The 14,339-nt window shown below is 69.6% G+C and carries 13 protein-coding genes; 5 read left to right on the plus strand and 8 right to left on the minus strand.

Translation table 11 applies throughout. The features are described 5' to 3' along the window. Positions 1–17 precede the first annotated feature (17 nt). Genes ACFQ0P_RS09505 through ACFQ0P_RS09515 form a run of 3 tightly spaced genes read right to left on the minus strand, consistent with a single transcriptional unit; the run spans position 18 to position 2,846 of the window. Positions 18–326 carry a metal-sensitive transcriptional regulator gene (locus tag ACFQ0P_RS09505; protein WP_378772022.1) on the minus strand — a complete coding sequence of 103 codons (309 nt, stop codon included), beginning with the start codon at positions 324–326 and terminating at the stop codon, positions 18–20. A 10-nt stretch (positions 327–336) separates the two neighbouring features. Next, entirely contained in the window at positions 337–2,634 is a 2,298-nt protein-coding gene (locus tag ACFQ0P_RS09510; RefSeq protein ID WP_204978465.1) for a heavy metal translocating P-type ATPase, read from the minus strand. Next, positions 2,634–2,846, minus strand: a complete 213-nt coding sequence (locus tag ACFQ0P_RS09515) for a heavy-metal-associated domain-containing protein (RefSeq protein WP_204978466.1) — start codon at positions 2,844–2,846, stop codon at positions 2,634–2,636. The genes ACFQ0P_RS09510 and ACFQ0P_RS09515 overlap by 1 nt, the downstream gene beginning before the upstream one ends. A gap of 249 nt (positions 2,847–3,095) precedes the next feature. On the opposite strand from ACFQ0P_RS09515, the gene ACFQ0P_RS09520 reads away from it, so the two are divergent. Both ACFQ0P_RS09520 and ACFQ0P_RS09525 read left to right on the plus strand, forming a co-directional pair. Then, entirely contained in the window at positions 3,096–4,382 is a 1,287-nt protein-coding gene (locus ACFQ0P_RS09520) for an ABC transporter substrate-binding protein (RefSeq protein ID WP_204978467.1), read from the plus strand. Positions 4,383–4,478: 96 nt separating this feature from the next. Next, on the plus strand, positions 4,479–5,018 hold the full coding sequence (locus ACFQ0P_RS09525; RefSeq protein ID WP_204978468.1) for a putative immunity protein: 540 nt from the start codon (positions 4,479–4,481) through the stop codon (positions 5,016–5,018). A gap of 50 nt (positions 5,019–5,068) precedes the next feature. Here the strand turns inward: ACFQ0P_RS09525 and ACFQ0P_RS09530 are convergent, their stop codons facing one another. The 4 genes from ACFQ0P_RS09530 to ACFQ0P_RS09545 form a co-directional block, all read right to left on the minus strand. Continuing rightward, positions 5,069–5,818 (minus strand): ABC transporter ATP-binding protein, encoded by a 750-nt coding sequence (locus tag ACFQ0P_RS09530; RefSeq protein WP_204981335.1) that lies wholly within the window; start codon positions 5,816–5,818, stop codon positions 5,069–5,071. Between the two features lie 44 nt (positions 5,819–5,862). Further along, positions 5,863–6,738, minus strand: coding sequence for an ABC transporter ATP-binding protein (locus ACFQ0P_RS09535; protein WP_204981336.1), 876 nt, complete (start codon positions 6,736–6,738; stop codon positions 5,863–5,865). Positions 6,739–6,901: 163 nt separating this feature from the next. Continuing rightward, positions 6,902–7,873 carry a branched-chain amino acid ABC transporter permease gene (locus ACFQ0P_RS09540; protein ID WP_204978469.1) on the minus strand — a complete coding sequence of 324 codons (972 nt, stop codon included), beginning with the start codon at positions 7,871–7,873 and terminating at the stop codon, positions 6,902–6,904. A gap of 3 nt (positions 7,874–7,876) precedes the next feature. Continuing rightward, positions 7,877–9,181, minus strand: a complete 1,305-nt coding sequence (locus ACFQ0P_RS09545; RefSeq protein ID WP_204978470.1) for a branched-chain amino acid ABC transporter permease — start codon at positions 9,179–9,181, stop codon at positions 7,877–7,879. A 265-nt stretch (positions 9,182–9,446) separates the two neighbouring features. On the opposite strand from ACFQ0P_RS09545, the gene guaB reads away from it, so the two are divergent. From guaB to ACFQ0P_RS09560, 3 genes are all read left to right on the plus strand, one after another. Further along, positions 9,447–10,949, plus strand: a complete 1,503-nt coding sequence (guaB, locus tag ACFQ0P_RS09550; protein ID WP_204978471.1) for an IMP dehydrogenase — start codon at positions 9,447–9,449, stop codon at positions 10,947–10,949. 234 nt (positions 10,950–11,183) lie between these two features. Next, complete coding sequence (locus ACFQ0P_RS09555) at positions 11,184–12,047, plus strand: endonuclease domain-containing protein (RefSeq protein ID WP_204978472.1); 864 nt, start codon at positions 11,184–11,186, stop codon at positions 12,045–12,047. 129 nt (positions 12,048–12,176) lie between these two features. Continuing rightward, positions 12,177–12,797, plus strand: a complete 621-nt coding sequence (locus ACFQ0P_RS09560; RefSeq protein ID WP_204978473.1) for a TMEM175 family protein — start codon at positions 12,177–12,179, stop codon at positions 12,795–12,797. Between the two features lie 38 nt (positions 12,798–12,835). On the opposite strand, the gene ACFQ0P_RS09565 is transcribed toward ACFQ0P_RS09560, so the two are convergent. Further along, positions 12,836–14,284, minus strand: a complete 1,449-nt coding sequence (locus tag ACFQ0P_RS09565) for a DHA2 family efflux MFS transporter permease subunit (RefSeq protein ID WP_204978474.1) — start codon at positions 14,282–14,284, stop codon at positions 12,836–12,838. Between the last annotated feature and the right edge of the window lie 55 nt (positions 14,285–14,339).

The following is a 14,339-nucleotide window of genomic DNA, read 5'->3' on the forward strand; positions in this document are numbered from 1 at the left end:
AGGGGGGCGACGCGGGCTCAGCGCACCAGACGGGCGATCGCCTGCGTGGCTTCGCTGATCTTCGCGTCCGCCTCGGCGCCGCCGAGTCGCGCCGCATCGACGACGCAGTGACGCAGGTGATCGTCGAGCAGTCCCACCGCGACGGCCTCGAGGGCGCTCGTGAGCGCGCTGATCTGCGTCAGGATGTCGATGCAGTACTTCTCGTCCTCGACCATCTTGTGGATGCCGCGGGCCTGCCCCTCGATGCGCTTGAGGCGGTTGAGGTACTTGTCCTTGTCGGTGATGTACCCGTGGGTGTGGTCGGCGTGGACCATGGTGTCGCTCATCGTCGTGTCCTCATCGTGTGGAGTGTGCGCCCGGCGAGCCGGCTCCCGACCCGCTGCGGAAGGTTCGGAGCCGCAGGCTGTTGCCCACGACGAAGACGCTGGACAGCGCCATCGCCGCCCCCGCGATCATCGGGTTGAGCAGGCCCAGGGCGGCCAGCGGTATCGCCGCAACGTTATACGCGAACGCCCAGAAGAGGTTCGCCTTGATCGTGCGGAGCGTCGCGCGGGACAGGCGGATCGCGTCGCCGACGCTGCGCAGGTCGCCACGCACCAGGGTGAGGTCGGATGCCTCGATCGCGGCATCCGTCCCGGTGCCCATCGCGATGCCGAGGTCGGCCTGCGCGAGCGCCGCGGCGTCGTTCACGCCGTCGCCGACCATCGCGACCGCGCGGCCCTCGGACTGAAGGCGCGTCACCTCGGCCGCCTTGTCGTGCGGGAGCACCTCGGCGACCACCTCGTCTATGCCGACCTGCGCCGCCACCGTGCGGGCGACAGCGCGGGAATCGCCCGTGAGGAGGACCGTCCGCAGGCCGAGCCCGTGCAGCTGCTCGATGGCCTGGCGGCTGGTGGGCTTGACCTCATCGGCGACCACGAGGACGCCGCGCACCTCGCCGTCCCATGCGGCGAGCACGGCCGTGGCCCCGCCCTCCTCGGCCGCGCGCTTCGCGGTCTCGAGCTCGGGTGGCACGCGGAGCGCCCACTCGGCGAGGAGGGATGCCGTGCCGACGACGACCGCGTGACCGTCGATCACGCCCGAGACGCCGCGGCCGGGCAGGTTCTCGAACGACTCGGGAGTCGCGAGCGGACCGACCTCGGCCTCCGCGGCCTGGGCGACGGCCCGCGCGACGGGGTGCTCGGAGGCGTGCTCGAGCGCGCCCGCGAGCCGCAGGAGCAGCTCGCGATCGGTGCCGGGCGAGGGGACGACGTCCACGAGGGCCATTCGGCCGCTCGTCACCGTTCCGGTCTTGTCGAGAACGACGGTGTCGACGGCCCTCGTGGACTCGAGCACCTCGGGTCCGGTGATGAGGATGCCGAGCTGCGCGCCGCGGCCGGTGCCGACCAGCAGCGCGGTGGGTGTCGCGAGGCCCAGGGCGCACGGGCACGCGATGATCAGCACGGCCACGGCGGCGGTGAACGCCATGGCCGCGTCGTAGCCGAGCGCGAGCCACGCCACGAGAGTGACGACGGAGATGAGCAGGACGACCGGCACGAAGACGCCGGAGATGCGGTCGGCGAGCCGCTGCACATCGGCCTTCCCCGACTGGGCCTGCTCGACGAGGCGCGCCATCTGAGCGAGCTGGGTGTCTTCGCCCACGCGCGAGGCCCGGACCACCAGGCGCCCGCCGGCGTTCACCGTCGCGCCGATCACGGCGTCGCCGGGCGCGACCTCGACGGGCACCGACTCGCCGGTCACCATCGACGCGTCCACAGCGGAGGTGCCCGAGACGACGACGCCGTCGGTGGCGATCTTCTCGCCCGGCCGCACCACGAAGCGGTCGCCCACCCGCAGGTCGGCGATCGCGACGCGGGACTCGAGCTCGCCGCCGCCTGTGGACGGCCGCAGGACGGCGGCATCCTTCGCGCCGATCTCGAGCAGTGCGCGCAGGGCGGCGCCGGCACGGCGCTTGGAACGCACTTCGAAGTAGCGCCCGGCGAGCACGAACGTCGTCACGCCCGCGGCGACCTCGAGGTAGATGTTCCCGGCGCCGTCACCGGGCTGTACCGACCACTCGAACGCGTGGGTCATCCCCGGCATGCCGGCGTGCCCGAGGAACAGCGCGTAGAGCGACCACAGGAACGCCGCCGACACACCCAGCGAGATGAGGGTGTCCATCGTCGCCGCGCCGTGGCGGAGGTTGATCCAGGCGGCGCGGTGGAAGGGCCACGCGCCCCACACGACCACCGGCGCGGCCAGCGCGAGGGATGCCCACTGCCAGTACGTGAACTGGAGCGCGGGGACCATGGCGAGCACGACCACCGGCACGGACAGCACGATCGAGCCGATCAGTCGCTGTCGAAGGCCGACGAGCTCGGCGTCGCGGCCGCCCTCGCGCGCGTCCGCCGGCTCGGGCGCGGGTGGCCGGGGAACCGCCGCGGTGTAGCCGGTCCGCTCCACCTCGGCGATGAGGTCGACGGGGTCGACTCCGGCGGGTGCGGTGATGGTCGCCTTCTCGGTGGCGTAGTTGACGGATGCCTCCACCCCGTCCATCCGGTTCAGGCGCTTCTCGATCCGGGCGGCGCACGACGCGCACGTCATTCCGCCGATCTCGAGCTCGATCCGGGCGCCCGGCGGAGGGGTGGCGGTCATCAGGCGCGTGCCGCCTCGTAACCCGCCTCGTCGACCGCGGCAAGGACGGCGGCGTCCGAGAGGGGCGCGGCCGACTCGACGACGAGCGAACCGCTCGCGGCGTCGACGCGGACGACATCGGCACCGGGGATCTTCGAGACCTCCGTGCGCACCGACATCTCGCAGTGTGCGCAGGTCATGCCCGTCACGGTGTATTCGGTCGTCTGCGGCATGAGGCTCGCCTTTCGTGAGGAGGGGGATACCCCAAGGGGGTACGGCATCCCTCCACGTTATACCCGGCTGGGGTATCCAGGGCCGGAGAGGACGTCGTCTCGTCGTTTCCATATCGTGATCGGGGGATACGAGCCGTTACACATCGTTAACGAATGGCAACACTGGCGAGCGCCGCAGATGGTTAGGTTAGGGACACTGGGCCGGCTCCCGAAATGCCGCGCCCGTCGTTCATCACAGCAAGGAGCAACATGAGCGTCTTCACCCGCTCGCGCAAGTCCGCCCTCGCAGGCGTCGTTGCGCTCGCCGGCGCCAGCGCCCTCGTCCTCGCCGGCTGCGCCGGCGGAGGAACGGGCGGCGAGACCAGCGCCCCTCCCACCGAGGAGCGCGACCTCACCCTGAAGATCGGCACGATCCTGCCCCAGACGGGCAGCCTGTCGTTCCTCGGACCGCCGGAGGAGGCCGGCGTCGGTCTGGCCGCGCAGCACGTCAACGACTATGCCGACACGACCGGCCTGACCATGGACGACATCGTCTGGGGCGACTCGGGCGACACCGAAAACAAGGCGTACGCCACGACGATCCAGACCCTCATCTCGGAGGGCGTGACCGCCGCCATCGGCGCCGCGTCGTCGGGTGTCACCAAGCTGTTCCTCGACGACGCCGTCGCGGCCGGGATCATCGTGTTCTCGCCCGCCAACACGTCGCTCGACTTCACCACCTGGGACGACGACGGCCTCTATTGGCGTACGGCTCCGTCCGACAAGCTCCAGGGCGAAGTCCTCGGCAACCTGGTCGCCGAAGACGGTCACGAGAACGTCGCGGTCCTGTACCTCAACGACTCGTACGGCACCGGCCTCAACGACGTCTTCCAGGAGACCTTCACGGGCGCCGGCGGCACGATCGTCGAGGAGCAGTCGTACAACACCGGCGACACCTCGTTCGACGCTCAGGTCAGCGCGCTGCTCGCCTCGAACCCCGACGCCATCGTCCTGATCACGTTCGACGAGATCTTCACGATCGGCCCGGCGCTGCTGCAGGCCGGCTACCCCGCCGAGAACCTGTACTTCGTCGACGGCAACCTGAAGAACTTCGGTGCCGACGACAAGTGGCCGGCAGACCTCAGCCTCGAGGGCGCCAAGGGCACCACGCCCGCCGGCCCGTCGACGCCGGAGGACTTCCAGGCGGAGCTGAACGAGTGGTGGACCGGCGAGGGCAACTCCGAGCTGACCGACTTCTCGTACGCCAACGAGTCCTACGACGCGGTCATCCTCCTCGCGCTGGCCTCGCTGGCCGCGAACTCGACCGAGGCCGCGGACGTCGCGGGCAAGCTCGTCGAGGTCTCGGGCGGCACCGGTGACGGTGAGAAGTGCGACTCGTACGAGGCGTGCGCCGACATCATCCTGGCGGGCAACGTCGCGGACTACGACGGCTACTCCGGACCGATCACGTTCGACGAGGTCGGCGACCCGACCGAGGCGACGGTGGGTGTCTTCCAGTACCAGGACGACAACTCCTTCGTCCGCATCGACATCTGAGTCGACAAGACACGGAAGGGCCCCGGAGCGATCCGGGGCCCTTCCCCATTCCCGGCCGCGATCGCTGCGCGGGCCCGACTGTGCAAGGCTTCGAGGATGCTCTCTCCTCAGTCGCTCGCCGAAGCCGACCGGAGGATCGTGGCGGCGTGGGCAGCGGACTGCGCGGAGCGCGCGCTCGCCGTCTTCGAGGCGGAGGCGCCCGAAGACGACCGCGCTCGCGATGCGATCGCGCGCACCAGGGCGTTCGCACGCGGGGAGCTGTCAGCCGCGGGTGAGATCAAGCGGCGATTCGTCGCGGGGCGTGCGGCCCACTCGGCCGCCTCGCCCGCCGGCGCTGCCGCCGCCCGGTCGGCGGCTCAGGCCGCGGGAGTCGCGCACATGGGCGCCCACGCCCTCGGTGCCGCCGCCTATGCTGCGCGTGCCGCCGCTCTGACCGCGCCGGGGAACCCGACTGCCGCCGCGGATGAGCTCCGCTGGCAGCTCGACCGCATGACGGCGTCCGTCGCGGTCGCACTGCGCCGTCTGCCCCCGCTCGGCGACGACTCGGCCGGCCCGCTGGGGCCGGGGCTGCTCGCGCGAGGGGACCTCGCCGCGCACATCGAGGCGATCCAGGGCCACCTGGCCGCGACGGCGTGAACGAGAAGGAGAGTGGATGCCGCGGCATCCACTCTCCTCCGTGGTCGACGTCAGGCGGTCTCGGAACCGAGCGAGCCCAGGTACAGGCCGATGACCTTCGGGTCGTTCAGGAGCTGACGGCCGGTGCCCTCGTAGGCGTCGCGTCCCTGGTCGAGGACGTAGCCGCGGTCGCAGATCTGCAGGCAGCGGCGGGCGTTCTGCTCGACCATGATCGTCGTCACGCCGGCCTTGTTGATGTCGGAGACGCGGATGAACGCGTCGTCCTGGCGCACCGGAGACAAGCCGGCGGAGGGCTCGTCGAGGAGGAGCACCGCGGGATCCATCATGAGGGCCCGCGACATCGCCACCATCTGACGCTCGCCGCCCGAGAGCGAGCCCGCGCGCTGCTTGAGGCGCTTGCCCAGCTCGGCGAAGATCCCCGTGACGAAGTCCAGGCGCTCCGCGTACTGCTTCGGGGCCTGGTAGAGACCCATCTGCAGGTTCTCCTCGATCGTGAGCGAGGGGAACACGTTGTTCGTCTGCGGTACGAAGCCCACGCCCCGGGTCACGAGCTTGTCGGACTTCAGCCCGACGACACTCTCGCCGTTGACGGTGATCGTGCCCGAGCGCACCTTCACCATGCCGAAGATGGACTTCAGCAGCGTCGACTTCCCGGCGCCGTTGGGACCGATGATGCCGATCAGCTCGCCCTTGCGGGCGACGAGGTTCGCGCCGTTGATGATGTTGATGCCGGGGAGGTACCCCGCGTACAGGTCGGTGACCTCGACGACGACGCGGTCGGTGCGGGCGTCCTCCGTCATGCCGGCGCCGGTCGTCGACACGGGCCCTGCGGCCGCTGCGCTGCTCACTTGTTCTCCTTCTCGGCATCGGCGATCTCGGCCGCCTCGGCCTCCCTGATCTCGTCGAGGAGCTCGGCTTCGGAGGCGCTGTGCTCGCCGGCCACGCGCCCGGTCACGACACCGAGGTCGACATCCTGGTGGCTGCCCAGGTACGCGTCGATGACGGCCTTGTCCTGCATCACGCTCTCGGGCGGGCCCTCGGCGACGACGCGACCCTCGGCCATGACCACGACCCAGTCGGCGATGTGGCGGACCATGTGCATGTCGTGCTCGACGAAGAGCACCGTCATGCCGAGGTCCTTGAGGTCGAGGATGTGATCGAGCAGCGACTCGGTGAGGGCCGGGTTCACGCCGGCCATCGGCTCGTCGAGCATGACCAGCGTCGGATCGCTCATGAGCGCACGGGCCATCTCGAGCAGCTTGCGCTGACCACCCGACAGCGAAGCCGCGTAGTCGTCGGCCTTCGCGTCGAGCTTGAACCGCTGGAGGAGCTCCATCGCCTTGTCCTCGTTGGCGTCGTCCTGCTTGCGCCACACGGCCGGGATGATGCTCGACCACAGCCGCTCGCCCTTCTGCTTCGTCGCACCGAGCTTCATGTTCTCGAGCACCGTCAGCAGCGAGAGCGCCTTGGTGAGCTGGAACGTGCGCACCTGGCCCAGGCGGGCGACCTTGAACGACGGGATCCCCGAGAGGTTCTTGCCGTCGAACGACCAGGTCCCGGAGTTCGGCTTGTCGAAGCCGCACAGCAGATTGAACAGGGTGGTCTTGCCCGCACCGTTGGGGCCGATGAGGGCCGTGATCGCGCCGCGCGGGATCTCGAGGTGGGCCACGTCCACGGCGGTGAGACCGCCGAATCGGCGCGTGACGTTGTCGATCACCATGATCGGGTCGTTCTTGGCGACGCCCGGAACGGGATCGCCCTTCGCGAGCCCGGTCGTCTTCGGACGGCGGATGCTGCCGGTCGCGGTCGTGACCGCGCCGGTCGTGGGCGTCGAGCCGGTCGCGGGCGGCGTCGCGCCGCCCGCACCGGGCTCGGGAGTGCTGTTACTTGACAAAGGTCAGCTCCCTCTTGTTTCCGAAGATGCCCTGCGGGCGGAAGATCACGATCAGCATGAGCGCGACACCCACGAGGATGAAGCGGAGGGCGCCCGCCTGGGCCGACGACATCGGCAGGACCGCGGCGAGTGCCGGCAGCACGTTGCCCAGGAAGCCCATGATCACCCAGAAGATCACCGAGCCGACGACGGGACCGAACACGGTCGCCGCCCCGCCGAGCAGCAGGATCGTCCAGATGAAGAACGTGAGCGAGGTCGTGTAGGTGGCGGGGACCACGGCGGACGGGAGCGCGAAGACCACGCCGCCCAGTGCGCCGAAGACACCACCGATGATGAGCGCCTGCATCTTGTAGGCGAAGACGTTCTTGCCGAGCGAGCGCACGGCGTCCTCGTCCTCGCGGATGCCCTTGAGCACGCGGCCCCACGGGCTGCGCATGAGCGCCCACACGAGGTACACCGCGATCGCGAGCAGGATGATGCCGAACACGCGCACCCACAGCTGGTCGGCGGTCCACGTCCACGGGCCGAAACCGTACGTGCCCTCCGGGAAGGGATTGGCGGCGCGGAAGCCCGCGTGATACCCGCCCAGACCGTCGGCGGAGTTCGTCCATTCGTCGAACAGCTGCGTCGTCAGCGCCAACCGGACGATCTCGGCCGCCGCGATCGTGACGATGGCGAGGTAGTCCGCGCGCAGACGCAGCGTCGGGATACCGAGGATGACCGCGAAGACCATGGCCGCGAGGCATCCGACGATGATGCCCACCCACCACGGCCATCCGAACGACAGGATCGAGATCGCGTAGCCGTAGGCGCCGAGCGCCATGAAGCCCGCCATACCGAAGTTGAGCAGTCCGGCGTAGCCGAAGTGCACGGCCAGTCCGGTCGCCGCGAGCGCGTACGCGATCGTCTCGGGGCTGAACAGCCAGTAGGCCGTGTTGTTGAGAATCTGTCCCCAATCCATGGCCTAGCCCAGCCTCTCTTTGCGACCCAGCAGGCCTTGTGGCCTCACCAGGAGGATGATGATCAGCACCGCCAGCGCACCGACGTACTTCATGTCAGGCGGGACGCCGAACAGCGTGGACAGCTCCACGAGGATGCCGACGATCAGCGCGCCGACGAGCGCGCCGAAGGCCGTCCCCAGGCCGCCCAGGGTGACCGCGGCGAAGATGAGGAGCAGCACCTGCACGCCCATGTCCCACTTCACGCCGGGGCGGAAGTAGGCCCACAGCACACCGGCGACGGCGGCGAGTGAGCCCGACAGGATCCAGACGATGCGGATCACGCGGTCGACGTTGATGCCGGATGCCGCGGCGAGGCCGGGGTTGTCGGAGATGGCTCGGGTCGCCTTTCCGACGCGCGTGCGCAGCAGCCAGTAGGCGACGGCGAGGAGGAGCACGATCGAGATGCCCATCGACAGCACGTCGATCCAGGACAGCGCGATGGGTCCGATGCGGATGTCGCGCGGGGACCCCGCTCCCGGCAGCTGGTACGTGCCGCCGCCGATGAAGAACAGGTACAGGTAGCGGACGGCCAGCGAGAGGCCGATGCTGACGATCATCAGCTGCACGAGGCCCAGTCCCTTGCGCCGCAGCGGCTTCCACAGCCCGGCGTCGAGCGACCACCCCAAGGCGGCGCCGGCGAGGATCACGATCGGGATCACCAGCCACATCGGCAGGCCGAAGTTGACGCCGAAGATGAGCGCGATGACCGCGCCGAAGGTCAGCATCTCGGCGTGGGCGAAGTTCGTCAGGCCCGTCGTGCCGAAGATCAGCGAGACGCCGACGGCGGCGAGGGCCAGGAGCAGGCCGAAGTTGAGGCCGTTGATGAGGCGCTCGAGGAACTGGTCCAGGAAGGACGTCGTGACGCGCTCGCCCTCTCCGAGGAAGAGGTTGAGGATTTTCGTTCCGGTCGCGCCGAAGGAGACGTCGAAGGATCCGGTGGTCCCCTCCTTGGGCTGGATGCCCTCGGGGAGCAGCGCCGGGTCGACGATCACCCCGTCCGGGAGGGTGCTCTCGTCGATGATGAGGACGTACTCGTCCTTCTCGGGGACGTAGAGGCGCCACTTGCCCTCGGCATCGGTGATGGTCTCCGCCTCGAAGCCGTTGCCCTCGACCATGATGACGACGTCGGGGACCGGTTCGCCCTCGTTCTCGATCAGACCGCCGAAGTAGAAGTCGGTCTGCTCTTGATCACCCCCCGGCGTGTCGGGGGCGGTGGCGGCGGCGTGCGCGCCGGACGGCGAGGCGAGCAGCACCAGTGCGGCGGCCATCAGCACTCCGACGAGGACGACCGCCCATCGGGCGTATCTCCTCGCGATCACAGTCGTAGGACCCACAGAACCTCCAGTCGGCGGCACCACGCTCACCGATGACAGTCGGGTCGCATCGGCCGTGATGAACGACGGTACGACTGTAATGTGTCAGCCGTGTTTCGCCTACTTATCCCCAGGCGGTGACACCGAATCGGAATATCCGGCCCTCCGCCGGCGCTTAGAATCGAGACGGACGTCGGCCTCGATTTCGCGCAGGAGAACCATGGAGCATCACGACCCCTTCGGCTTCGTCGGATTGACCTACGACGATGTCCTTCTGCTTCCGGGCCACACCGATGTGATCCCGAGCGAAGCCGACACCTCGTCCAGGGTCACGCGCCGCATCACCGTCGCCACTCCGCTCCTGTCAGCGGCGATGGACACCGTCACCGAGGCCCGCCTCGCCATCGCGATCGCGCGCGAGGGCGGCCTCGGCATCATCCACCGCAACCTCTCGATCGAGGAGCAGGCGGCGATGGTCGACCGCGTCAAGCGCAGCGAGTCGGGCATGATCACCGACCCCATCACCACGACCGCCGACGCCACGATCGAGGAGGTCGACGCCCTGTGCGCGACGTACCGCATCTCGGGCCTTCCGGTCGTCGACGACGACGGTCGCCTCCTCGGCATCGTGACCAACCGCGACATGCGCTTCGTGTCGGGCTTCGAGCGTCAGAGCACCAAGGTGCGCGACGTCATGACGCGCGAAGGGCTCGTCACCGGCCGTGTCGGCATCAGCGCGGGCGAGGTGATCTCGCTGTTCGCCCAGCACCGGGTCGAGAAGCTCCCGCTCATCGACGACGACGGCAAGCTCGCCGGGCTCATCACGATCAAGGACTTCGACAAGAGCGAGAAGTACCCCCTCGCCACGAAGGACGAGCACGGCCGTCTGCGGGTCGGCGCGGCGATCGGATTCTTCGGCGACGCGTGGCAGCGCGCCGAGGCGCTGCGCGACGCCGGTGTCGACGTGATCGTCGTCGACACCGCGAACGGTCAGTCGGCCGGGGTCATCGACATGGTCCGCCGCATCAAGGCGGATGCCTCGTTCGCCCACATCGACGTGATCGGCGGCAACGTCGCCACCCGCGAGGGCGCGCAGGCGCTCATCGACGCGGGCGTGGACGCCGTCAAGGTCGGTGTCGGTCCGGGCTCCATCTGCACCACCCGCGTCGTCGCGGGCGTCGGTGTGCCCCAGGTGACCGCGATCTACGAGGCGTTCCTCGCCGCGCGCGAGGCGGGCATCCCGATCATCGCCGACGGCGGTCTGCAGTACTCGGGCGACATCGCCAAGGCGCTCGTCGCGGGTGCCGACACGGTGATGCTCGGATCGCTCCTCGCCGGCACCGACGAGTCGCCCGGCGAGATCGTGTTCCAGGGCGGCAAGCAGTTCAAGCAGTACCGGGGCATGGGCTCGCTCGGTGCGCTCCAGACGCGCGGCAAGAAGACGTCCTACTCGAAGGACCGCTACTTCCAGGCCGACGTGCCCAGCGACGACAAGCTCATTCCCGAGGGCATCGAGGGCCAGGTCGCCTACCGCGGCCCCGTGTCGGCCGTCGCCTACCAGCTCGTCGGCGGCCTCCGCCAGTCGATGTTCTACGTCGGCGCCCGCACGATCGACGAGCTCAAGGCCAAGGGCAGGTTCGTCCGCATCACGGCCGCGGGGCTCAAAGAGTCGCACCCGCACGACGTGCAGATCGTGGTCGAGGCGCCGAACTACAAGCGCTGACGAAGAGCGGATGCCGCGGCATCCGCTCTTCGTCGTTCCGCCCGCGGCGCTCGCCGACGTCGCAGAATCGCGCGAGATTCGCACGATCGCGCGCGATTCGAGCAGTTGCGGGTGCTTTCTGCGAAGTACGTGCGAGTGAATGCCGCTTCCTCCCCACTCGGCGTGTGGCGCGCGTCTTCCACGGGGGGTTCGCGTCCGCACACGAAGCGGTCGCAGCGATGCCAGGCTCGCCGGATGGTGTCTCGAAGAACGCCACAGCAGCTGCGTGACTGGCTTGCGGCGAACGAGGGGATCGCACACCGTGAGCAGATCCGGCGTGCGGGCTTCAGTGCGGCGACGGTGCGGGTTCTCGTCGGAGGCGGGGATGCGGCCGCGATCAGGCGGTCGTGGATCGCCCTCCCCGGCGCTGCAGCCGATCTGCGCGGAGCGGCTGCGTCCGGCGGACAAATCAGCTGCCTGTCCCTTGCGCGGCGGCGGGGATGGTGGGTGCCGCCGGCGCTTGACCAGGGACTCCACCTTCACGTCCTTCCCGGGTCGGCCTCGGTGCGTGAGGGGAACGATGCCGTCGTGCGTCATTGGACGAAGCCGCTCGTGGCGGGGGGCCGATCGCTGATCGCGTCCGTCGAAGACGCGCTTCAGCACATCGCCGGTTGCGTCGATCGCGACGGCGCGCTCGTGCTCTGGGAGTCGGCCGCTCGCACCGAGCGCCTGTCGCCCGACGCGCTTCGAAGCGTGGGCTGGACGTCACGCGCGGCGCGCGAGCTCTCGACCGAAGTGCAGGGCCTTTCCGACTCGGGTCTCGAGACGCTCGTGGTGATCCCGCTGCGACGCCGGGGTCTGCGCGTTCGCCAGCAGGTGAAGCTCGCGGGCCGATTCGTGGACCTCCTCGTTGGCGATCGCCTCGTCCTTCAGATCGACGGTTTCGAGTTCCACGCGTCGAGCGGGCAACGATCGCAAGACATCGCGCACGATGCCGAGCTTCGGCTGCGGGGCTTCACCGTCATCCGTCTCAGCTACTCCCAGATCGTCCATGACTGGCCGGGGGTCGAGCGGATCATCCAGCGCGCAGTGGCCGCAGGCTTGCACCGGGATTCGTGAGCGGCCACGGCGACCGCACATTCGCAGAATCGCGCGAGGTTCGCAGCATCCGCCCGTAACTGTGCGACTCTCGTGCGATTCTGCGAAGCCCGGACGCACCGCGGCGGTCCCGGTCGTTACGCTGTGCTCATGATCCGGCAGCGGCGGCATCCGTCGGCGACCGAGCGCACGACGCGCCTCGAGGCGTTCACCGACGGCGTGTTCGCGATCGCGGCGACACTGCTGGTCCTCGACCTCACGAGCCACGCGGTCGGCGACGTGGACACCGACCGCGAGATGTGGGCGGCGCTCGGGGCGATGTGGCCGCTCTTCCTCAACTTCGCGGTGAGCTTCGCGCTGCTGTGCCTGCTGTGGATGGTGCACGTCCGCCAGTTCGAGCACATCGCCCGGGTCGACACCACGCTGCTGTGGCTCAACAACGGGCGGCTGTTCTTCATCGTGCTCGTGCCGTTCGCGACAGGGCTGACCACCGAGTACGCCGACTTCCTCGCCGGGCGGCTGGCCATGCCGGTGACGTTCTTCCTGGCGATCCTCCTCAGCTCCCTGCAGTGGCAGTGGGCGGTGCGCAACCGCGAGGTGATGCTCCCCGATCTGACGGCGGAGGATGCTGCCGCCTATGGCCGCGCGTCCCTCAGCGCCCTCATCATCGGCGCCGTCATCGTCGTGATCGCGCCCTGGGTCGGGTCGGCGGCGTTCCTGCTGTTCCTGCTCGACGGACCGCTCACCCGGCTGCTCCACGGCAGAGGCTGACCCGGCGCCTCGCAGGGCGCCGGGTCAGCCGGGCGAGTTCACCCGACGGGCTGGAGGGCGGGGTCCTTCTCGGCGACGGCGGTGGCGGCATCCGTCCCGCTCTCCGAGCGCCCCGCGGGGAGGCGCAGCGCCACGAGCGTCGCCCCGAGGAGCACCGCCGCGCCGGTGAAGACCGCCGGACGCGCCGCGTCGACGTAGAGGTCGGGTGTGAGGGCGCCCCCGGCTCCGACGAAGATCGCGGTCATGACGGCGGTGCCGAGGGCGACGCCGAGCTCTCGCACCGTGGAGTTCACTCCCGACGCCTTGGCGTGGTCGACGAGTCCGAGCGTCGCCAGCAGCGCAGTCGCCGACGGGGCGAAGACGAGCGCCATCCCGATCCCCGCCAGCAGGAACGGGACGACGAGTGCGGGGTAGGGAGTGTCGGGCGCCATGATCGCGGCGATCCAGGCGAGGGCCACCGCCTGCATCCCGAGGCCCGCGACCATGAGCACGCGGGTTCCGATCCGCGGCGCGATCAGTCCCGCGAGGGGGGCGACGAACATCGGCGCGAGCGTCCACGGCGTCGTCTGGAGCGCGGCTTCGAACGGGGTCGAGCCCTGCACCACCTGCAGGTACTGGATCAGGAGGAACACCGCGCCGAACGTGCCGAAGCTGAACGCGAACCCGATCACGTTGGTGACCGAGAAGGAGCGGTCGCGGAACAGGCGCAGCGGCACCAGCGGTGACGCGGTGCGCGTCTGCCACCAGACGAACGCGGCGATCAGGACCGCGCCGAGCACGATCTCGGCGATGACGCCGGCCGAGTCCCAGCCGTCGTCGTTGCCGCGGACGATGGCGTGCACGAGCGCGATCACTCCGGCCGCGGCGAGAACCGCCCCCGGCACGTCGATGCGGGCGCGGGCGCCGAAGTCGTTCCGGAGCACGAGGAGCGCGAGAGGGATGGCGATGATCGCCACCGGGACATTGATCCAGAAGATGGCCTGCCAGTCCCAGCCCTCCATGATCGCGCCTCCGACGAGCGGACCGACCGCGACGCCCAGGCCCGAGATGCCGCCCCAGATGCCGATCGCCAGCGGGCGCCGCGCGGCGGGGACGGCACCGCTCAGGAGGGCCAGCGACAGCGGCATCACGCCCGCGCCGCCCAGGCCCTGCAGGGCGCGCGCGGCGATCAGCTGGCCGGGATCCGTGCTGAGCGCGGCCAGCACGGAGCCGATCCCGAACACTCCGATGCCGATCGCGAACACGGTGCGGCGGCCGAAGCGGTCACCGAGCGCAGACGCGACGAGGATGGCTCCCGCGAAGACCAGGGTGTACGCGTTGACGAACCACTGGAGCTCCTCGACGGACGCTCCCATCTGCTCGTGCAGCACGGGGAGGGCGTTGGTCATGACGAGGTTGTCGAGGGTGGCCATGAACATGGGCAGGGATGCCGCGGCCAGGACGAGCGCGAAGGGGCGCGCCCGTTGGGCGGAGGGTGTGGTCGTCATCGTGGGCTCCGGTAGTAATTGGATGATTACTTGCGAGAACGAATGTAGTAATCGA

It is taken from the genome of Microbacterium insulae (genome assembly GCF_042677065.1).
In the GTDB taxonomy this organism is placed as follows: domain Bacteria; phylum Actinomycetota; class Actinomycetes; order Actinomycetales; family Microbacteriaceae; genus Microbacterium; species Microbacterium insulae.